The organism is Bradyrhizobium mercantei (genome assembly GCF_001982635.1).
Classification (GTDB): domain Bacteria; phylum Pseudomonadota; class Alphaproteobacteria; order Rhizobiales; family Xanthobacteraceae; genus Bradyrhizobium; species Bradyrhizobium mercantei.
Window position 1 is genome coordinate 322,125 of sequence record NZ_MKFI01000001.1, and the last position, 20,598, is coordinate 342,722.

At 65.4% G+C, this 20,598-nt stretch carries 21 protein-coding genes; 12 read left to right on the forward strand and 9 right to left on the reverse strand.

All coding sequences use genetic code 11. The annotated features are described in order from the left end of the window. Positions 1-166 precede the first annotated feature (166 nt). Positions 167-763, forward strand: coding sequence for a glycerol-3-phosphate 1-O-acyltransferase PlsY (plsY, locus tag BI327_RS01555; protein WP_076858013.1), 597 nt, complete (start codon positions 167-169; stop codon positions 761-763). A gap of 7 nt (positions 764-770) precedes the next feature. On the opposite strand, the gene BI327_RS01560 is transcribed toward plsY, so the two are convergent. After that, positions 771-2,009: an amidase gene (locus BI327_RS01560; protein ID WP_076858014.1), complete on the reverse strand. Its 1,239-nt coding sequence runs from the start codon at positions 2,007-2,009 to the stop codon at positions 771-773. A gap of 103 nt (positions 2,010-2,112) precedes the next feature. On the opposite strand from BI327_RS01560, the gene dprA reads away from it, so the two are divergent. After that, complete coding sequence (gene dprA, locus BI327_RS01565; RefSeq protein ID WP_076858016.1) at positions 2,113-3,228, forward strand: DNA-processing protein DprA; 1,116 nt, start codon at positions 2,113-2,115, stop codon at positions 3,226-3,228. Between the two features lie 147 nt (positions 3,229-3,375). On the opposite strand, the gene BI327_RS01570 is transcribed toward dprA, so the two are convergent. Further along, positions 3,376-3,774 carry a winged helix-turn-helix transcriptional regulator gene (locus BI327_RS01570; protein ID WP_076858018.1) on the reverse strand — a complete coding sequence of 133 codons (399 nt, stop codon included), beginning with the start codon at positions 3,772-3,774 and terminating at the stop codon, positions 3,376-3,378. Between the two features lie 99 nt (positions 3,775-3,873). Between BI327_RS01570 and BI327_RS01575 the strand changes: the two genes are divergently transcribed. Beyond that, entirely contained in the window at positions 3,874-4,482 is a 609-nt protein-coding gene (locus BI327_RS01575) for an FMN-dependent NADH-azoreductase (protein ID WP_076858020.1), read from the forward strand. A gap of 130 nt (positions 4,483-4,612) precedes the next feature. On the opposite strand, the gene BI327_RS42580 is transcribed toward BI327_RS01575, so the two are convergent. Beyond that, entirely contained in the window at positions 4,613-4,774 is a 162-nt protein-coding gene (locus BI327_RS42580; RefSeq protein ID WP_089025350.1) for a hypothetical protein, read from the reverse strand. A 256-nt stretch (positions 4,775-5,030) separates the two neighbouring features. Then, positions 5,031-5,804 (reverse strand): SDR family NAD(P)-dependent oxidoreductase, encoded by a 774-nt coding sequence (locus tag BI327_RS01580; protein ID WP_076858022.1) that lies wholly within the window; start codon positions 5,802-5,804, stop codon positions 5,031-5,033. Positions 5,805-5,913: 109 nt separating this feature from the next. Here BI327_RS01580 and BI327_RS01585 point away from each other — a divergent pair, with 109 nt between their 5' ends. Next, positions 5,914-6,387, forward strand: a complete 474-nt coding sequence (locus BI327_RS01585) for a winged helix-turn-helix transcriptional regulator (RefSeq protein ID WP_076858024.1) — start codon at positions 5,914-5,916, stop codon at positions 6,385-6,387. Positions 6,388-6,621: 234 nt separating this feature from the next. Here BI327_RS01585 and BI327_RS01590 read toward each other — a convergent pair whose 3' ends face one another. After that, positions 6,622-6,861, reverse strand: a complete 240-nt coding sequence (locus BI327_RS01590; RefSeq protein ID WP_076858026.1) for a hypothetical protein — start codon at positions 6,859-6,861, stop codon at positions 6,622-6,624. Positions 6,862-7,089: 228 nt separating this feature from the next. Here BI327_RS01590 and topA point away from each other — a divergent pair, with 228 nt between their 5' ends. Genes topA through BI327_RS01610 form a run of 4 tightly spaced genes read left to right on the forward strand, consistent with a single transcriptional unit; the run spans position 7,090 to position 13,448 of the window. Beyond that, positions 7,090-9,870, forward strand: coding sequence for a type I DNA topoisomerase (gene topA, locus BI327_RS01595; RefSeq protein WP_076858028.1), 2,781 nt, complete (start codon positions 7,090-7,092; stop codon positions 9,868-9,870). After that, on the forward strand, positions 9,871-12,234 hold the full coding sequence (gene rnr, locus BI327_RS01600) for a ribonuclease R (RefSeq protein ID WP_076858030.1): 2,364 nt from the start codon (positions 9,871-9,873) through the stop codon (positions 12,232-12,234). Then, positions 12,225-12,662, forward strand: a complete 438-nt coding sequence (locus tag BI327_RS01605) for a DUF983 domain-containing protein (protein WP_076858031.1) — start codon at positions 12,225-12,227, stop codon at positions 12,660-12,662. The genes rnr and BI327_RS01605 overlap by 10 nt, the downstream gene beginning before the upstream one ends. A 36-nt stretch (positions 12,663-12,698) precedes the next feature. Beyond that, positions 12,699-13,448: an NUDIX hydrolase gene (locus BI327_RS01610; RefSeq protein ID WP_050627458.1), complete on the forward strand. Its 750-nt coding sequence runs from the start codon at positions 12,699-12,701 to the stop codon at positions 13,446-13,448. 15 nt (positions 13,449-13,463) lie between these two features. Here the strand turns inward: BI327_RS01610 and BI327_RS01615 are convergent, their stop codons facing one another. Beyond that, positions 13,464-13,979 carry a GDSL-type esterase/lipase family protein gene (locus BI327_RS01615; protein ID WP_245334682.1) on the reverse strand — a complete coding sequence of 172 codons (516 nt, stop codon included), beginning with the start codon at positions 13,977-13,979 and terminating at the stop codon, positions 13,464-13,466. A gap of 147 nt (positions 13,980-14,126) precedes the next feature. Here BI327_RS01615 and BI327_RS01620 point away from each other — a divergent pair, with 147 nt between their 5' ends. The 3 genes from BI327_RS01620 to BI327_RS01630 all read left to right on the forward strand — a co-directional run bounded on the left by BI327_RS01620 (position 14,127) and on the right by BI327_RS01630 (position 16,387). Next, positions 14,127-15,452 (forward strand): LLM class flavin-dependent oxidoreductase, encoded by a 1,326-nt coding sequence (locus BI327_RS01620; RefSeq protein WP_076858033.1) that lies wholly within the window; start codon positions 14,127-14,129, stop codon positions 15,450-15,452. 127 nt (positions 15,453-15,579) lie between these two features. Continuing rightward, positions 15,580-15,747 (forward strand): 50S ribosomal protein L33, encoded by a 168-nt coding sequence (rpmG, locus tag BI327_RS01625; RefSeq protein ID WP_018271988.1) that lies wholly within the window; start codon positions 15,580-15,582, stop codon positions 15,745-15,747. 109 nt (positions 15,748-15,856) lie between these two features. Next, complete coding sequence (locus BI327_RS01630; RefSeq protein ID WP_076858034.1) at positions 15,857-16,387, forward strand: hypothetical protein; 531 nt, start codon at positions 15,857-15,859, stop codon at positions 16,385-16,387. Between the two features lie 98 nt (positions 16,388-16,485). Here BI327_RS01630 and BI327_RS43020 read toward each other — a convergent pair whose 3' ends face one another. The 3 genes from BI327_RS43020 to BI327_RS01645 form a co-directional block, all read right to left on the reverse strand. After that, a complete protein-coding gene (locus BI327_RS43020; RefSeq protein WP_245334683.1) occupies positions 16,486-16,617 on the reverse strand; it encodes an inositol phosphorylceramide synthase regulatory subunit KEI1 in 132 nt (43 codons plus the stop codon). 72 nt (positions 16,618-16,689) lie between these two features. Continuing rightward, positions 16,690-18,087, reverse strand: a complete 1,398-nt coding sequence (locus tag BI327_RS01640; protein WP_076858038.1) for an ammonium transporter — start codon at positions 18,085-18,087, stop codon at positions 16,690-16,692. Between the two features lie 496 nt (positions 18,088-18,583). After that, positions 18,584-19,816 (reverse strand): MFS transporter, encoded by a 1,233-nt coding sequence (locus BI327_RS01645; RefSeq protein WP_076858040.1) that lies wholly within the window; start codon positions 19,814-19,816, stop codon positions 18,584-18,586. A 133-nt stretch (positions 19,817-19,949) separates the two neighbouring features. Between BI327_RS01645 and BI327_RS01650 the strand changes: the two genes are divergently transcribed. Beyond that, complete coding sequence (locus tag BI327_RS01650) at positions 19,950-20,546, forward strand: TetR/AcrR family transcriptional regulator (protein WP_076858043.1); 597 nt, start codon at positions 19,950-19,952, stop codon at positions 20,544-20,546. Positions 20,547-20,598 lie beyond the last annotated feature (52 nt).

Sequence of the window (20,598 nt, forward strand, 5' to 3'; positions counted from 1 at the left end):
CGATGGCTGCGACGTAAACGACAAAGAAGAACTGCTCCAGCCGCCTGCGAACGGAAGCCATGACAAGCTCCTTCATTTCCAAGGCGATGGTGCGGATTTATGGTTAATATTTCATTGACGGGATTATCCGACATGAGTCGGACCGACCGTCCAGGGGACCACTGCGATGTCTGCTGATGCGATGCTGCTGGTCGCATTCCTGATCGGCTATTTGCTGGGCTCGATCCCGTTCGGGATGATCCTCACCAGGCTCGCCGGTACGCAGGATCTGCGCACCATCGGCTCGGGCAATATCGGCGCCACCAACGTGCTGCGCACCGGCCGCAAGGGCCTCGCCGCGGCGACGCTGATCGGCGACATGCTCAAGGGCACGGTCGCAGTCATCATCGCCGGGACCATCGACGGCCCGAACGCGGCGATGCTGGCGGCGCTCGGCGCATTCCTCGGCCACCTCTTCCCGGTCTGGCTCAATTTCCGCGGCGGCAAGGGCGTCGCCACCTATATCGGCGTGCTGCTCGGCCTGTTCTGGCCGGCGGCGCTGATCTTTGCCGTGATCTGGCTCGGCACCGCCTACACCACGCGCTACTCCTCGCTCTCGGCCCTGATCGCCGCGTTCGTGACGCCGCTGTTCCTGTGGTGGTTCGGCCACAACGCGCTCGCCTCGCTGTTCGTCGTACTGACGCTGCTGCTGTTCTACAAGCACCGCGAGAACATCCAGCGCCTGCAGGCCGGCACCGAAGGCAAGATCGGCGAGAGGAAGTGACGAGACGTTAGGCCCTCAACGCGTCCTCGACAAAGCTCGCCGCCGCCAGCGCCTTGGCGTCATCGCCAAAACCCGCAATCACGGTCACGCCGACAGGCAATCCGCCCTCGGCGGTCAGCGTCGGCACGTTGACGCAGGGTACGCCCATCAAGGTCCAAAGCCGGTTGTAACGGGGATCGCCGGTCGACGCCAAGCCGCTCGGCGCAGCCCCCGGTGCCGACAGCGTCAGCAGCACGTCGACCTCGCCGAGGATCGCGGCCAGCGCCTGCCGCGCGCGCAGCGTGACGTCCATCGCCGCGTCGTATTCGGCTGGCGTGCCGCCCTTGCTCTCGTCGAGCCGGCCGCGCAGCAGCGGCGGCATCGCATCGTAATTCTGGCCGTACTCCCAGGCGAACGATTGATGCGCCTCGAACTCCTGCACCACCGGATGGATCCGCCAGGCTTCCGCGATGATCTCGGGCATTGCGAGCTCGCGCACGGTCGCTCCCGCCTGCTCGGCGGCCCGCGCGGCCTTCTGCAACGCCTCCGCGCCGGAATTTTCCGGTGCGCCGGCGAAGGCCTGCGTCACCACGCCGATGCGCGGCGCCGCGACCTGCGACGGCACCACGAGGTCCGCCCGCCTGGTCATCGCCGCCAGCCCCAGCGCGACATCGCGCACGCCGGCGCCGAACAGCCCGACGGTATCGAGCGTCCACGAAAAGCACTTCACGCCGACGGTCGGCAGCAGCCGGTAGCTCGGCTTGATCGCGGCGACGCCGCAGAACGAGGCCGGGCGGATCACCGAGCCGCCGGTCTGGGTGCCGAGCGCGAGCGGAACCATGCCGGCGGCGACCGCGGCCGCCGAGCCCGACGACGAGCCGCCCGGCGTATGGGCGTGATTATGCGGATTGAGCGTTGCGGTCGGATCGTTGGCCGCAAACGCGGTCGTGGTGGTCTTGCCGATGATGGTGGCGCCGGCCTGCTTCAGCGCCATCACGACCGGCGCATCGGCACGCGGCTGGTGCCCGCGATAGATCGCAGCGCCCATCTCGGTCGGGAAATCGGCGGTGTCGATGATGTCCTTGATACCGACCGCAATACCGCGCAACGGTCCGGCGCTTTGCGCACGCGCCGCAGCGTCATGGCGGACGAAGGCGCCGATCGCCTTGTCCTGGGCTGCGATGGCGTCCTGCGATTGGCCGATGGCGGCATCGGGCGACAGCGCGCCCTGCTCGATACGCGCTTTGAGGTCGGCAAGTGAGATCATGGGCGGCTTCCCTGACATTGGCGGCCGCTTTTAGCGCGTCGCGCGCGGCTGCGCCAATGTCGCAGTTGATCACAATCTCAGGTTGGGCGAAGCTGCATCCTGCATGCATGACCGTTCGCCCAGCCCCGCAAAACTCACCGACGCCGAACGGCTCAACCGGCTGCGGCTGATCCGCTCCGACAATGTCGGCCCGCGCACCTTTGCATCGCTGCTCCGCCATTTTGGCGACGCGGCGCACGCGCTGGAGCGCCTGCCCGATCTCGCCCGCCGCGGCGGCGCATCGGGCGCCGGGCGGATCTGCAGCGAGGCCGACGCCACAGCCGAGCTCGCAGCCTGCCGCAAATTCGGCATCGATCTCGTCGCGCCCGAGGAGGCGCATTATCCGACGCGGCTTGCCACCATCGACGACGCGCCGCCGCTGCTCGGCGTGCGCGGTGCGCGCGACACCACGATGCGGCCGATGATCGCGATCGTCGGCTCCCGCAATGCCTCCGGCGCCGGGCTGAAATTTGCGGGCACCCTGGCGCGCGATCTCGGCGATGCCGGCTTTGTCGTGATCTCCGGCCTGGCCCGCGGCATCGATCAGGCAGCGCATCGCGCCACCGTCGCAAGCGGCACCGTCGCCGTGCTCGCCGGCGGGCACGACCGCATCTACCCGCCCGAGCATGAGGATTTGCTGGCCGCTTTGCTCGAACACGGCGCCGCGATCTCCGAGATGCCGCTCGGCCACGTGCCGCGGGCGCGCGACTTCCCCCGCCGCAACCGGCTGATCTCCGGCGCCTCGCTCGGCGTCGTGGTGGTGGAGGCCGCGCATCGCTCGGGCTCGCTGATCACGGCGCGAATGGCCGCCGAACAGGGCCGCGAGGTGTTCGCGGTGCCGGGCTCGCCGATCGATCCGCGCGCCGCCGGCGCCAACGATTTGATCAAGCAAGGCGCCACGCTGGTCACCGAAGCTGCCGACGTCATCAGCGCGGTGACGCCGATCATGGAGCGGCCCGTCATGCTTGGCGCGCGTGAGGAAGACGAGCCGCTGGATTTTGCCACAGATAGCGGCGATCGCGCCCGCATCATCAACCTGCTCGGCCCGAGCCCGATCAGCCTCGACGATCTGATCCGGATGGCCGACGTCTCGCCCGCCATTGTCCGCGCGGTGCTGCTCGAACTCGAACTAGCCGGCAGACTCGAACGTCACGGCGGCGGGCTGGTGTCGATGATTTAGCTGGCGAATTGTTTGCTCGCGCAAATGTCAGTCCGTCATCCTGAGGAGCCCGTAGCGCGTCTCGAAGGATCGACGGCCCGACTGTGGCCGTCGACCCTTCGAGACGGCCGCATTGCGGCCTCCTCAGGGTGACGGATAACAAGTTGATCACTCCGCGTTGCGCGCATCGAAATCGTTTCGCGCGCCCTCGATCTGCGGCAGATGCGCGAACGCCCATTCGCCGAGCGCCATGACTGGGACGGCGAGCCCGCGGCCGAGATCGGTCAGCTCGTAATCGACCCGCGGCGGAATGGTCGGGAACACCGTGCGCGTCACCAGCCCGTCACGCTCCAGCCCGCGCAGGGTCAACGTCAGCATCCGCTGCGAAATGCCGTTGATCATCCGCTTCAGTTCGTTGAAGCGGCGCGGTCCGTCGCGCAGCAGCATGATGACCAGCACGCTCCATTTGTCGCCGACGCGCGACAGCACGGAGGCGACGCCGCGGCAGTCCTGATGCTCCGCCGGATTGAGCGGCGGGTCGGTTACATGGATGTGCTCGGGTCTCATCGGTGTGCTCGGGTTTCAAAAATGTGCGTTCTTGCGGAGATTTAGGGCGGTCACTCATATAGCGCCAGTTACAAACCTATACCAAAGGTGACCTCAGCCATGAAACTTCTGCACATCGACTCCTCGGTCCTCGGCCCCCACTCCGTCAGCCGCCAGGTCTCCGCCGCCGCCGTCGAGCGGCTGCGCCAGGCCAATCCCGGCCTCGTCGTGAGCTACCGCGATCTCACCCAGACCCCGCTCGCCCACCTGTCCGGCCTCCACCTCGCCGCCAGTCAGGGCGCAGCCCCAGACCCGTCGGTGCGCGACGACATCGCGACCGGCCAGACGGTTCTGGACGAGTTCCTCGCCGCCGACATCGTCGTGATCGGCGCCCCCATGTACAATTTCACCATTCCATCCCAGCTCAAGGCCTGGATCGATCGCGTCGTCGTCGCAGGCAAGACCTTCAAGTACGGCGCCGGCGGCGTTGAGGGATTGGCCGGCAACAAGCGCGTCATCATCGCGATCTCGCGCGGCGGGTACTACGGCGCCGACACGCCGATGGCAGCGCTCGAGCACCTCGAGACCTATCTGCGCGGTGTGTTCGGCTTCATCGGTGTCAGGAATCTCGAATTCATCCCCGCTGACGGCATCCAGGTCGGCCCCGAGCATCGCGAGAAGGCGGTTGCGGGCGCGCTCCAGGCCGCCGGCAGCCTGAACGCCGCCTAGTTCCGGAACCGCCTGTCGTCACCCGCAAAATGGGTGACCCAGTATTCCAGAGGCGGTTGCTGTTGAACCGATGGTCCGCGGCTTACTGGATACCCCGCATGCGCGGGATATGACAGTTGTGGGCGGGGCGTCAGAACCAGACGCCCTGAATGCCGAGGATGACGGCGACCAGCGAAATCAGCAGGCCGATGCCGGAAAACAACGCGACCGTCACAAACTGTGTCGTGTCCGAACTTTCGGATTCGGACGAAACCGGGATCGACGTCGAAATGCGGGCAGCTGCTTTCGGCATGACGGCACTCCAAATGATTCCGTGGTGAAAAAAATCCCCGCCCTTTTCAGGAGTCCGGCGAGTACGTCAAAGGTTCAATGCGCGCGATGATAGTCGCGAACGAAATCGGCCGGTGTGAAGCGTTTCACACCGGCCGTTCGCTACAATGAGAAACAAACTGAGAGCGTTTTCGAGCGAAGTGGAGACCGGTTCGCGTGAGGAAAACGCGTCAAGATAAAGTCTAGAGCCCGTTCTGATTCAATCGGAACGAAAGACTCTAGCCGCGATAGATCGGCGCGCCGGCGGGAGACGCCGTTGAGCCGCCATCGATGAACAGCTCCTGCCCCTGCACATGGGCCGCGTCATCGGAGGCCAGGAACAACACGGTCTTCGAGATGTGATCGGGTTCGCCGATCCGCCCGAGCGGAGTGGTCATGCCGATCCGCTTCTCGAAGGCCTTCTCGGCCTCCGGCGTTGCGATCGCGGCGCCCCAGATCGGCGTGCGCACCGCGCCCGGCGCCACCACGTTGACGCGGATGTTGCGCGGCGACAGTTCTGACGCCATCACACGTGCCATCGCACGCACGCCGGCCTTGCTCGCGGCATAGGCCGAGTAGCCGGGATTGCCGAGCACCGAAATCACCGAGCCGTTGAGGATGATGGACGCGCCGTCGTTGAGATAAGGCGCGACCGCCTGCACGGTGAAGAACACGCCGGTGAGATTGGTGCGGATCACATTCTCGAATGCGGCAAGCGTTGTGCCGCCGACCGGCGTCTGGCCGGGGATGCCCGCGTTGGCGAACAGCACGTCGTATTTGCCGAACTTCTCGGCGCCCTGCTTCACCGCGGCTTCCAGCGCCGCGACGTCGGTGGCATCGGCCACGACAGCGAGTGCATTCGGCCCGAGCTCCTTCGCTGCCGCCGCAAGCGTCTCCTTGTTGCGCCCGGTGATGACGACCTTGGCGCCTTCGGCCACGAACAGCTTTGCTGTCGCAAGCCCGATGCCGCTGTTGCCGCCGGTGATCAACGCCGTCTTGTTTGCCAGTCTCATGTCCGCCTCCAATGTGGTTGCATTATTAAACTTCATTGCCTAACTAGAGCACCAAGTTTAATATTGCAACCACACAAGATCGTGATGAGCGAAATTCCTGGAGACAGCCGTGAAACGAACCAGCCTTGCAGGCGATAGTTGCCCGGTGGCGCGCGCGCTCGACGTGTTCGGCGATTGGTGGTCGCTCCTGATCATCCGCGACGCCAGCCTCGGCCGGCGCCGCTTCGGCGAATTCCAGGCAGGCCTTGGGCTCGCAAAGAACATCCTCGCCACGCGGCTGCGCACGCTGGTCGAGCGCGGCATTCTCAAGACAGTCCCCGCCTCCGACGGCAGCGCCTATCAGGAATATGTGCTGACGCCGAAGGGCCACGGCATCTTCCCGATCCTGGTCGCGCTCCGGCAATGGACCGAGGAGTTCGACGAGCATCCGGACGAGATCGCGACCATCATGGTCGACCGCGACAAGGGCAGACCAGTGAGGAAGCTCGCGCTGCTGTCGCAGGACGGACGCGTGCTCGGCGCAGCCGACACGACGCTGAAGCCGCGGCCGGTGAAGAAGACGGCCCGGCGCGCATTGGTGTAACCCTCTCCGCCGTCATTGCTGGATGCGCCTCTCGGCGCGAAGTTGCGCGCGAGAGCGAGAAGCTGCGTCCACACCCACACCGTCATCGCCCGGCTTGACCGGGCGATCCAGTACGCCGCGGCCCCTCCGCTCAAGCACTGACGTCTCTGGAATACTGGATCACCCGCTTTCGCGCGGGTGATGACACCGAGAACCTGGCTGTCGGTGCCACTCCTCGCTTGGCACCGACTTCCCTCACGACAGCTTCCTTCGGCTCCTCGCCCGCAATTGCTCGTCGGCCTCCAGGCGGGTCATCGCGAGCAGGTGGTCGAGCACCTCGAATTTGTGGCGCTGGGCGAGTTTGGCAAGTTCGGTCGCTGCGGCCGCGATCAGGACCAGGGCGTCATCCGGGTCGCCCTTCCCACCTGGTTCGTCGCCCGCCGGTCGCCGTCGGCCGGACGGCCCGGGCTTGCGCCCGCCCCCTGTGCTGCTCAAAAGGCCTAATCCGATTCCTACCTATATATAAAGAGATACGCCCTTTCCGGCCGCAACTCTAGGACGCATTTTTCAACCCTTGGGATAGAAACTCCACAGCTTCGGCCCTCCCTTCAATATCTGGCGATTTGACACCGACCGCCCCAGCACCCATGTTCGCCCCGACACGGCAGGTCGCGAGTCTAGCGGAACCTGCCTTCAAGTTTTCCCGTAAGCTATTGGAATGACATGAATATCGTCATTGTGGAGTCGCCGGCCAAGGCCAAGACGATCAACAAATATCTGGGGTCCTCCTACGAGGTCCTGGCGTCGTTCGGCCATGTTCGCGACCTCCCGGCCAAGAACGGTTCCGTCGATCCGGACGCCAATTTCCAGATGATCTGGGAGGTCGATGCCAAGGCCGCGAGCCGGCTCAACGACATCGCGAAGGCGCTGAAGGGTGCCGACCGCCTGATCCTCGCAACCGACCCCGATCGCGAGGGCGAGGCGATCTCCTGGCACGTGCTGGAGGTGATGAAGGAGAAGCGCGCGCTGAAGGACCAGAAGGTCGAGCGCGTGGTGTTCAACGCCATCACCAAGCAGGCCGTCTCCGAGGCCATGAAGGCGCCGCGCCAGATCGACGGCGCGCTGGTCGACGCCTACATGGCGCGCCGTGCGCTGGACTATCTCGTCGGCTTCACCCTCTCGCCGGTGCTGTGGCGCAAGTTGCCCGGCGCCCGCTCTGCCGGCCGCGTGCAATCGGTCGCGCTGCGGCTGGTCTGCGACCGCGAGCTCGAGATCGAGAAGTTCGTGCCGCGGGAGTACTGGTCGCTGGTCGCGACGCTGCTGACGCCGCGCGGCGAAGCCTTCGAGGCGCGGCTGGTCGGCGCCGACGGCAAGAAGATCGCCCGGCTCGACATCGGCTCCGGCGCGGAAGCCGAGGACTTCAAGAAGGCGATCGAGGCCGCGCTGTTCAAGGTCGCGACCGTCGAAGCCAAACCGGCGCGGCGCAATCCGCAGGCGCCCTTCACTACCTCGACCCTGCAGCAGGAAGCGAGCCGCAAGCTCGGCTTCGCGCCGGCGCATACCATGCGCATCGCGCAGCGGCTCTATGAAGGCATCGACATCGGCGGCGAGACCACCGGCCTCATCACCTATATGCGAACCGACGGCGTGCAGATCGCGCCCGAGGCGATCACCCAGGCGCGCAAGGTGATCGGCGAGGACTATGGCAACGCCTACGTGCCGGATGCCCCGCGCCAATACCAGGCCAAGGCCAAGAACGCGCAGGAAGCCCACGAAGCGATCCGTCCGACCGATCTGTCGCGGCGTCCGGCCACCATCGGCCGCCGGCTCGATGCCGATCAGGCGCGGCTCTATGAATTGATCTGGAAGCGCACCATCGCGAGCCAGATGGAATCGGCCGAGCTCGAGCGCACCACGGTCGATATCGAGGCCAAGGCCGGCTCCCGGGTGCTGGAGCTGCGCGCCTCCGGCCAGGTCATCAAGTTCGACGGCTTCCTCGCGCTCTACCAGGAAAGCCGTGACGACGAGGAGGACGAGGATTCGCGCCGCCTGCCCGCGATGAGCCAGGGCGAAGCCGTGAAGCGCCAGAGCCTCGCCGTCACCCAGCACTTCACCGAACCGCCGCCGCGCTTCTCGGAAGCATCGCTGGTGAAGCGGATGGAAGAGCTCGGCATCGGCCGTCCCTCGACCTACGCCTCGATCCTGCAGGTGCTGAAGGATCGCGGCTACGTCAAGCTTGAGAAGAAGCGGCTGCACGGCGAGGACAAGGGCCGCGTCGTGGTCGCCTTCCTCGAGAACTTCTTCTCGCGCTACGTCGAGTACGACTTCACCGCCGATCTCGAGGAGCAGCTCGACCGCATCTCCAACAACGAGATCGCCTGGCAGCAGGTGCTGCAGGATTTCTGGCGCGGCTTCATCGGCGCGGTTAACGACATCAAGGACCTCCGCGTCGCCGAGGTGCTCGACGCGCTCGACGAGATGCTCGGCCCGCACATCTATCCGCCGCGCGCGGATGGCGGCGACGTGCGGCAGTGCCCGACCTGCGGCACCGGCCGGCTGAACCTCAAGGCCGGCAAGTTCGGCGCCTTCGTCGGCTGCTCGAACTATCCGGAATGCCGCTACACCCGCCCGCTCGCGGCCGACAGCGCCGAGAGCGCCGACCGCGTGCTCGGCACCGATCCCGACACCGGGTTCGACGTCACGGTGAAGGCCGGCCGCTTCGGTCCCTATATCCAGCTCGGCGAGCAGAAGGATTACGCTGAAGGCGAGAAGCCGAAGCGCGCGGGCATCCCGAAGGGCACCTCGCCCGCCGATGTCGATCTCGAACTGGCGCTGAAGCTGCTGTCGCTGCCGCGCGAGATCGGCAAGCATCCGGAAACCGGGCAGCCGATCACCGCCGGCCTCGGCCGGTTCGGGCCGTTCGTCAAGCACGAGAAGACCTATGCCAGCCTCGAGGCCGGCGACGAGGTGTTCGACATCGGCTTGAACCGCGCCGTGACGCTGATCGCGGAGAAGATCGCGAAGGGCCCGAGCGGCCGCCGCTTCGGCGCCGATCCCGGCAAGCCGCTCGGCGATCACCCAACGCTCGGCGCGGTCGCGCTGAAGAACGGCCGCTACGGCGCCTATGTCGCGGCCGGCGGCGTCAATGCGACGATCCCGAGCGACCGCACGCCCGACGAGGTCACGCTCGCGGAAGCCATCGCGCTGATCGACGAGCGCGCGGCCAAGGGCGGCGGCAAGAAGGTCAAGAAGGCGAAGGCGGAAAAGCCTGCCAAGGCCGCCAAAGCCAAATCTGAAAAGACCAAGGCTGAGGCCGCCGACGGCGACGATGCCGAGGCCAAGCCCGCCAAGAAGGCTGCGAAGAAGGCCGCCGCGAAGCCGAAATCGGATGCGGCCAGCAAGGCGCGCGCGCCGGTCGCTTCGGGGGCCAAGACATCGCCTGCAAAGTCATCGACGTCAGCGAAAGCGCCCGCGAAGAAGAGCGCCGGCAAGGCACGAGGATAAGTGAAACGAAAACCCGACCATGGCTTTCCGGGCCGGGACGCCATCGTCGCCTTCATCCGCGCCAATCCAGGCAAGGTCGGCACCCGCGAGATCGCGCGCGAGTTCGGCCTGAAGAACGCCGACCGCATCGAGCTGAAGCGGATCCTCCGCGATCTCGCCGACGACGGCACAATTGCAAAACGCGGCCGCAGGATCCACGAACCGGCGGCGCTGCCGCCGACCGTGCTCGCCGACATCACCGGCCGTGACTCTGACGGCGAGTTGATCGCCACCCCCGCCGAGTGGGACACGGAAGAGAACGGCACCGCCCCGAAAATCCGCATCGAGACGCCGCGGCGGCCGAAGCCCGGCACCACCGCCGGCGTCGGCGACCGCGCGCTGCTGCGGGTCGAGGTGAGCGACGAGCAAGACCGCACGCCCTATCGCGGCCGCGTCATCAAGGTGATCGATCACGGCCGCACCCGTATCCTCGGCATCTTCCGTCGCAATCCCGACGGCGGCGGACGGCTGATCCCGGTCGACAAGAAGCAGGCCGGCCGCGAGCTCAACATCGCCAAGCCAGATACCGGCGGCGCCGAGGACGGCGACCTGATCAGCGTCGACCTGATCCGCACCCGCGGCTTTGGTCTCGCCTCCGCCCGCGTCAAGGAACGGCTCGGCTCGATCGCGAGCGAAAAGGCGATCAGCCTGATCGCGATCAACACCCACGACATCCCGCAGGTGTTTTCGTCTTCTGCGCTCCGCGAGGCCGAAGAGGCAAAACCCGCGACTTTGCAGGGTCGCGAGGACTGGCGCGACGTGCCGCTCGTCACCATCGATCCGCCTGACGCCAAGGATCACGACGACGCCGTGCATGCCGAGGTCGACACTGATCCCAACAACAAGGGCGGCTTCATCGTCCATGTCGCAATTGCCGATGTCGCCTACTATGTGCGGCCCGGCTCGGCGCTCGACCGCGACGCACTCCAGCGCGGCAATTCGGTGTATTTCCCCGACCGCGTGGTGCCGATGCTGCCCGAGCGCATCTCCAACAATCTCTGCTCGCTGGTGCCGGGCGAGCCGCGCGGCGCGCTCGCGGTGCGGATGGTGATCGGCGCCGACGGCCGCAAGCGCTCGCATACGTTCCACCGCGTGCTGATGCGCTCGGCCGCGAAGCTCAACTACGCGCAAGCGCAGGCCGCGATCGACGGCAGGCCGGATGACGCGACGGGCCCCATCCTCGATCCGATCCTGAAGCCGCTGTGGTCGGCCTACGAGCTGGTCAAGCTCGCCCGCAACGAACGCGACCCGCTCGATCTCGATCTGCCGGAGCGCAAGATCCTGCTGAAGCCGGACGGCACCGTCGATCGGGTGATCGTGCCGCAGCGGCTCGATGCGCACCGCCTGATCGAGGAGTTCATGATCCTCGCCAACGTCGCCGCGGCCGAGATGCTGGAGAAGAAGGCGCTGCCGCTGATCTACCGCGTGCATGACGAGCCGAGCCAGGAGAAGGTGCACAACCTCCAGGAATTCCTCAAGACGCTCGACCTGCCCTTCACCAAACAGGGGGCGCTGCGTCCATCGCAATTCAACCGCGTGCTGGCGCAGGTCGCCGGCGAGGACTACGAACCGCTGGTCAACGAGGTGGTGCTGCGTTCGCAGGCACAGGCCGAATACTCCGCGGAGAATTACGGCCATTTCGGCTTGAACCTGCGCCGCTACGCGCACTTCACCTCACCGATCCGCCGCTACGCCGATCTGATCGTGCATCGCGCGCTGATCCGCGCGCTCGGCCTTGGCGAAGGCGCCTTGCCGACGGACGAGAGCGTGGAGACGCTCGCCGAAATCGCCGCGCAGATTTCCGTCACCGAGCGCCGCGCGATGAAGGCGGAGCGCGAGACCACCGACCGGCTGATCGCGCATTTCCTTGCCGACAAGGTCGGCGCCTCGTTCCAGGGCCGCATCTCCGGCGTGACGCGCGCCGGCCTGTTTGTGAAGCTCGACGACACCGGCGCCGACGGCCTGATCCCGATCCGCACCATCGGCAGCGAATATTTCAACTACGACGAAACCCGCCACGCGCTGATCGGCTCGCGCAGCGGAACCATGTATCGGCTCGGCGACGTCGTCGACGTGCGGCTGGTCGAGGCCGCGCCAGTGGCGGGCGCACTGCGCTTTGAGCTATTATCCGACGGCCAGGCAATTCCGCGCGACAGAAAACGCGACGGCAAGAGAGCCGAGAGCCGCGCCGCGGGATTTGGCAAGGGGCCAGGCAAGGGATCCGGCAAGAAGGCGCACAAGGAACGCAAGGCGCGCAACAAGAAGGACCGCAAGCCGGCGAAGTCGAAGCCCGGCAAATCGAAGCGAGGCAAGTCATGGAAGTGACACCGCCGACGGTGGTCTGGACTCGCGACGCGGCCGAGCCCGAGAAGCGCGACGTGTGGGGCGCGATGAAGCGCGGGTTCCGCGGCCGTTGTCCGCGCTGCGGAAAAGGCCGACTGTTCCGCAAGTTTCTCAAATGCGACGGCCATTGCCCGGTCTGCGACCTCGATTTCTCGCCGCATCGCGCCGACGATCTGCCCGCCTATCTCGTCATCGTGATTGTCGGCCATATGGTGGTACCGACCGCGCTGTGGATCGAGACCGAGTATTCACCGCCGGTCTGGCTGCAACTTGCGATCTATCTGCCGTTCACGCTGTTCGCATCGCTGGCGCTGTTGCAGCCGGTGAAGGGAGCCGTGATCGGCTTGCAATGGGCTCTGCGCATGCATGGCTTTGACGAGAATCCCCCTAGCGACATCCCGCCGGTCTAGCTAAACCGGACCACAAGAAGAAATGAAAGGGATGAGATGACTGAAGCCGCCGCACCCGCCGCTGTGGTCCACCAGGGCGAAAAAGAAGCCGATCATCATGCGTATTTCCGGCCGAAGGATGCGGCGACGCTGATCCTGATCGATCGCTCCGGCGCCAAGCCGAAGGTGCTGGTCGGCAAGCGCCACGACAAGGTCGTGTTCATGCCGGGCAAATTCGTCTTCCCCGGCGGCCGCGTCGACAAGGCCGACAATCGCGTGCCGGTCGCGGCTCCGATCACGCCGGAGCTCGAAGCCAATCTGTTGAAAGGCAGTCCGAAGATCACGCCCGGCCGCGCGCGTGCGCTCGCCAATGCGGCGATCCGCGAAGCCTGCGAAGAGACCGGGCTCTGCCTCGGCCGCAAGGTCGAGAAGACAGCAAAGCTCGACGGCCCGTGGGCGCCGTTCGCCGACGCGGGTCTGTTGCCCGATCCGTCCGGCCTGTTCCTGATCGCGCGCGCGATCACCCCGCCCGGCCGCGTCCGCCGCTTCGACACGCGCTTCTTCACTGCGGACGCCTCGACGATCGCGCATCGTGTCGAAGGCGTGGTGCATGCGGATGCGGAATTGGTCGAGCTGGTCTGGGTCGAGATCGGCTCCGAGCCGCTCGCCGATGCGCACGCCATGACCAAGAACGTGCTCGCTGAGCTCGACCGCCGCCTCGCCACCGGCCCGCTCCGCCACGACGCGCCGGTGCCGTTCTTCCATTTCTACGGCGGCAAGATGCAGAAGGACGTGCTCGGGGCGTAGAGCTCCGATCGCAGGTCAGCGAACCGCTGACGCCACCGAGGGCAGCATGTGCGCGGCAACCAGCCGGTGTCCCTCGACCGTGAAGTGAATGTGGTCCGGCTGCAGGTAGTTGCGCAGGACCGCATTCCACCACATTGGGATCACGCGGATGTGCCGGCTGCGCAGCTTCGCCTCGATCGCAGCCAATTCCGCGTTCTGATCGCCCTGCCCCAATCGCCTGGCGTTCCAGCCACCACCATAGCGGTCGAGCAGCACGATCCTGGTCCCTTCGGGGACCGCGGAATCGAGCCGGGCCAGCATGCCGGCGTTGGTGTCGCCATTGATTCCGGCGTTGGTCACGTGGACATTGCGGCCCTTGGCGGCGAGCATGCCCTGCAGCTGCGCCGGCCAGGCGTCCGAACTGCTGACACCCCTGCCCGCGACATTGCTCGCGCCGATCGCAACGATCTGGGCCCGCGCCGGGCTGCCAAGACAGAACATCAGCGCGACCAGGAAGCCAAAGATCCGCAAAGGCCTTGCCGGATAAATCATGTCCCCCGCCGCAATGACAAAGGCATCGGGTTGAAAATATCCTCTTCTCGTCGCCCAGATTGCAAGATTCTTCTTGAGGACCCTCATGGCGTTACCCGCCGGCCTCCCTATCTGTTCCGCTAACGACATCAGGAACGGAACGGGGCAATGGCGAAGCGTCAACTCAAGCTCGGCGCGTTCATGCGGCCGATCAGCATCCACACCGGCGCCTGGCGCTATCCCGGGGCCTGGCCCGACGCCAATTTCAACTTCGACCACATCAAGACGCTGATCCGGAAGCTCGAGGCCGGCAAGTTCGATGCCTTCTTCATGGCCGACCATCTGGCCGTGCTGAACATGCCGATCAATGCGCTGAAGCGCAGCCACACGGTCACATCGTTCGAACCGTTCACGCTGCTCTCGGCGCTGGCCGCCGTGACCGAGAATATCGGCCTGATCGCGACCGGCTCGACCACCTTCGACGAGCCCTATCACGTCGCCCGCCGCTTCGCCTCGCTCGATCACATCTCCGGCGGCCGCGCCGGCTGGAATATCGTCACGACTTCAAATCCTGACGCGGCGCTGAATTTCGGGCTCGACGATCACATGGAGCACGCCGAGCGCTACAAGCGCGCCCGCGAGTTCTACGATGTGGTCACCGGCCTCTGGGATTCCTTTGCCGATGACGCCTTCGTGCGTGATGTCGAGTCCGGCCTGTTCGTCGATCCCGGCAAGATGCATGTGCTCAACCACAAGGGCAAATATCTCTCGGTGCGCGGCCCCTTGAACATCGCCCGCCCGGTGCAGGGCTGGCCGGTCATCGTGCAGGCCGGCGCCTCCGACGACGGCCGGCAGCTTGCGGCCGAGACCGCGGAAGCCGTCTTCACCGGCGGCGGCAGCCTGGCCGACGGACAGAAGCTCTACGCCGACATCAAGGGCCGCATGGAGAAGATCGGCCGCGATCCCGAGCATCTGAAGATCCTGCCCGGCGCCTTCGTGGTGGTCGGTGACAGCGTCGAGGAAGCCAAGGAGAAGCGCGCGCTGCTCGACAGCCGCGTGCATTACGACAGCGCGATCGCCTCGCTGTCGGTGATCCTCGGCACCGATGCGTCCGGCTTCGATCCCGACGGGCAATTGCCGCCGATCCCGGAAACCAATGCAAGCAAGAGCGGCCGGCAGCGCCTCGTCGACGTCGCCGCGCGCGACAAGCTCACCGTGCGCCAGCTCGCCCAGCGCGTCGGCGGCTATGGCGGGCTCGCCTTCGTCGGCACGCCGCAGACCATCGCCGACCAGATGGAGGAATGGCTGACCGGCCACGGCAGCGACGGCTTCAACATCATGTTCCCCTATCTGCCGCAGGGCCTGTTCGAGTTCGTCGACAAGGTGGTGCCGGAACTGCAGAAGCGCGGAATCTTCCGGACCGAGTACGAAGGGCGGACATTGCGCGAAAATCTGGGCCTGCCGCGGCCGAAAAACCAGTTCTTCGAGGGCTAATTGGCCGGAATCGGGTCCGTTTCGGCCGGGAAATCCTTGACTTCTCACGGTTTGTGGCTAGTTTCCGGGCCAAACGCGGGCCGATTTGGCCGGCTCCCGATACCCCTTCATTTTCGAGGATTTGCACATGGCCAAAGCGGTCACCATCAAGGTCAAGCTCGTGTCGACGGCCGATACCGGCTTCTATTACGTCGCCAAGAAGAATTCGCGCACCATGACCGACAAGCTGGTCAAGAAGAAGTACGACCCGGTCGCGCGCAAGCACGTCGAGTTCAAGGAAGCCAAGATCAAGTAAGATCGGCTGCTTCTGACGTTTCAAACGGGGCCCTCGCGGCCCCGTTTTTGCTTTGTAGCCTGGCGTCATCCCTCATGTTTTTCGGGCCGGTCCCGGGCGCAGGGCTCAGATGATCGCAAGCTTGGACGAGGGAAATGTCGGCGGCTACTCGGTCGCCTACGGCCGCGAGGACATCTACTTTCCGGTCTATGTCACGGCCGCGCTCGCCGCGATCTTCCTGACCACGAGCTGGATCACCGGCGCACTCTATTGGCTGGCGCTGGCGGCAGCAGCCGGCGGCTTCACCTACTACAACATCCCCCTGCTGGAGGCCGGTCGTCCGACCATCGGGGCCAACCAGTACGGCATCTTCATCCAGGCCTTCGGGCTGATCCGCTGGCGCGCCATCACGCGCATCGACCTCGTCGAGATCGCCGAGCGCGCGATGACCGTTCACGAGTTGCAGATCGCACTGAGCGGACCGCTCGGCAGCGCGCTGGTCGCCGATTGGCGCAAGCGGCCACCCTATCGGCTCCTGATGCGCCTGCCGTGGCGCATGGACCATCGTGGCGTGGTCCGCATCGATCTCGAGCCATTCGACCGGACGCCCGACGAGATCCACCGGACGTTCCTCAGGATGTGGCGCTACTATCGCAGCTAAAGCGCGATGAGATCTGGTTGAATCGTCATCGCGCTCCAGCTCGTTGTCTGAGCGTTGATCTTTTCGGAAAACCGCTTCGCACTTTTCCGGATCATGCTCTAGCGGCCGCCGAACGCCTCATCGGGCAGGTTCGCATCCGCAATGCGCGCATCCGGATTGTGTGTGATGGTCATGAACCAAACGAGGCTGAAGAACAGCGACCACGCTGTGTTCCAATAGAACCAGTTCATCGGATCACCTCGAACAGCTTTGACCCGCGCCAGCCGGCGGCAATCGCCGGCCAGCGCAGAATGCCGCCAAGTCTACTGCACGACCTCGCCGTGCAGCGCCAGATCCAACCCTTCGCGCTCGACGTCTCGCGTCACGCGAAGCCCGACGAAGAGATTGATCACGAACAGGATGATCAGGCTCACGACGGCATCATACACGAAAACCGTCGCGACGCCGATGCACTGATTGAGGAATTGCCCGGGATTCCCCTCCAGAACGCCGGCCGTTCCACCATACTGCTCGATTGCGAACACTCCGGTCAGCAGCGCCCCGACGATGCCGCCGAGGGCATGAACGCCGAAGCAATCCAGCGCATCATCGTAGCTGAACATGCGCTTCAAGCCGGTGCATCCCCAATAGCAGCAGACGCCGGCGGCGATCCCGATGGCGAAGGCGCCGACCGGCCCGACGAAACCGGAAGCAGGCGTGATCGCGACGAGGCCAGCGACGGCACCCGAGCAGATGCCGACGACCGTGGGCTTGCCCTTCAATGCCCATTCCACCAGCATCCAGGTGAAGCCCGCCACTGCGGTAGCGATCTGGGTCACCAGCATGGCCATGCCCGCCTGCATTCCGGCGGTGACGGCGGAGCCGGCGTTGAAGCCGAACCAACCGACCCATAGCAGCGAGGCGCCGATGAAGGTCAGCACCATGTTGTGCGCCGGCCCCGTCTCGACGCGCTTGCCGAGCATGATCGCGCACATCAGGCCGGCCACACCGGCATTGATATGCACAACGGTGCCGCCGGCAAAATCGAGAACCTTGACATACGCAGCATCATTACCCGCCGAGAAGATCCCGTCGGGCCCCCAGACCCAGTGGGCGATCGGCGCATAGACGAAGATCGCCCACAGTCCGATGAACCAGAGCATCGCCGAGAACTTCATCCGCTCGGCAAACGCGCCGGCGATCAGTGCCGGCGTGATGATGGCGAACGTCATCTGGAAACAGATGTAGACGGACTCAGGGATGGTCGCGGCGAGCGGATTGGGATTGCCGATACCACCCTTGCCGATATCGCTCAGGATGTCCTTGAGGAACATGCGATCGAGCCCGCCGATAAACGGCGTGCCGGCACGAAACGCCAGGCTGTAGGTCAGCAGGGCAAACAGGATCGTGACCAAGCAGGTCACGGCGAAACTGGTCATCACGGTATCGCCGACATTCTTCTTGCGCACCATGCCGCCGTAGAACAGGCCGAGCCCCGGCACCGTCATCATCAGGACGAGTGCGACGGAGGTGAGCATCCAGGCGGTGTCGCCGGAATTCGGCGTGCACTTCTCGAGAATCTTGCCGCCGCAGGCAGGCGGTGCCGCAGCGTCCTCGGCCAGTGCGAGGTCGCTGAACAGCAGGCAAAGAAACGCCATTCCCAGCAGAGCAATCACGATCCGCACGAGCTTCGGGCGCGTGTATGTCGCAGACTCCATCATCGTCCTCCCATCACAAGAAATGCTGGTGTTCGGAATGGGCGCGCCGCGTTCGAAGCACGAACGGCGAAACATTGCGCGTTCGGTATCGGGATCTCTCGAAGCCGCGGTGCGGCTGGCGGGATGCAGCGACGTCGCAGCGGCGGCAGGCCGGGCGCGAGGCACAAAGGCCGCCTGCTCGGCGGCGCGGCGAAGGCCGTGGTGCGCGGATGGCTGGAGAGTGACGGCGACTAGCCTCATCGCGGCCAGCCCTTCCCATGGGTCCCCAGGCCGGAACCTCAGCGACGGCTTCCGGCACGATTTCTAGCCAGATTCAATCAAGATTCGTGCCACCGGTGCAGGTCGAGCAACACGTTGAAGATACTGCAAATTCGATCCACGCGCGAAACGGCTTCGCGCTCCACTGCACGTTCTCGCAGCAGGCGGTAGATGTAAAAATAGGCAGCAACCGACGGCTGCCCGCGTATGGGGCAGTCGCCGGTTTACCTGGATCGGAAGCTTAGGCGGCCTTGAGCAACGGTGGCTGCGACGGCCGGATCAGCGCGAACGCCACCTGGATGATGCCGCCGGCAAGTCCGAGGGCAACGCCGATGCGCCAGGCCATGGTGTAGGAACCGAGCGAGTCGTAGATCAGCCCTCCCCCGTAGGCGCCGAGGAAGCTGCCGATCTGGTGGCTCATGAAGGCAAGGCCCTGGATCATCGCCTGCCAGCGCAGCCCGAACATCTCCGCCACCGCACCCGCGACCAGCGGACCGACGCCCATCCAGAGGAAGCCCATGATGGCGCCGAACAGCAGCGTCGAGGCGGGCGTTGCCGGCAGCATGAAGTACCAGGCGAGCGCGAGCGAGCGCAGGATGTAGATCCCGCCGAGCAGCGCGAGCTTGTTCCAGCGCTGGCCGGCCCAGCCGAAGAACAGCGAGCCCAGCACGTTGAAGCCACCGATCATGCCGAGCGTCTGCGCGCTCAGCATCGGATCGAGGCCGCAGATCGCCAGATATGACGGCAGATGCGTGGTGAGGAAGACGAGTTGCATGCCGCAGACCATGTAGGCACAAGTCATCACCACGAAGGACGCATTGCCGAACGCGGTCTTCGCCGCAGTCGCCGCCGTGGCGTTGCCGATATCATCGGCCGTTGGCTTCGGCAGCGGAATCTTGTCGACGCGGCCGGCGTACAGCGCGGCCGGGATCATCCCGATCGACAGGATGACAAAACCGGCAAGCCCGACGCGCCAGCCGAAACCTTCATTGAGCATCTGGCCGATCGGCGCCGACAGCAGCGCGCCGAGCGAGCCTGCGGCCGAGACCATGCCGAGCACGGTCGAGCGCACCGTCTCCGACACTGCGCGCGCGGCGACCGACATTGCGATCGCATTCGCGGTGCAGGCGAGCGAAATGCCGATCAGCACGCCGGCGCCGATCATGATGCTGACGAGCCCATGCGCCGTCGTCATCAGCACGAGGCCCGCGATATAGGCCAGCGCGCCGACCACCATGATCGGACGGAAGCCGTAACGCACCGTCATCGCGCCCGCCACCGGCTGCAGGAAGCCCCAGGCGAGGTTCTGCACGGCGAGCGCCAGCGTGAAATGCGACACCGAAATGCCGATGTCGTGGGTCAGCGGCTGCATGAAGATGCCGAGGCTCTGCCGCAGCCCCATGCTCAGCGTGAGCATGATGGAGGCACCGATCAGAATGGGAAGCGTGGGACGCAGGACCTGCAACAGGGGCATTGTTCTTGTTCTCCCAAAGGGGCGCGGCACGATAGCCGCAGCCTGCGATTCCCGCATATTTTAGGTACACAGACCTGTGTAATTAGGCTATACACAAGCGCTGCTGTCAAGCGAAGAGGATCACGGCCGGCGCATGGCTTCCCCGCCTCCCAAACAGACCATGAAGGAGCGGATCCTCGAGACCGCCGACAAACTGTTCTACCTGCAGGGCATTCGCGCGATCGGCGTCGACACCATCGCGGCCGAGATCGGTATCAGCAAGCGCACGCTCTACAATCACTTCCCGTCGAAGGACGCGCTGATCGAAGCCTATCTGCAACGCCGCTTCGTGCAGCCCCGCCCCTCCGACAAGCCGCCGGCCGAGCAGATTCTCGCGACCTTCGATTCGCTGGAGCGGCGCTTTGCGGCGAAGGATTTCCGCGGCTGCCCGTTCGTCAACGCGGTGGCCGAGCTCGGTCCTGATGACGAGGACCGCACCGTCAGAAACATCGCAATTGCCTTCAAGGAAAGCCGCCGGATCTGGTTTCGCGATCTGCTCCGCCAGCTCGATGTCGCCGATGCCGAGGGACTGGCGACCCAGCTCACGCTCCTGGTCGATGGTTCGATCGCACAGGACCTGGTGCGCGACGATCCCGCCATGGCGTGCGCGGCCAGGGAAGCCGCCCGTGTGCTGCTGGCGAATGCCGGGGTGAAGGTCGCAGGCTCCGCGGACAAGAAGCGCGGCGGATAAATCCGGTTGCGCAAACAGGTTCCGTTTGGTTGGTAGCGCCAAGCGTGCGTGA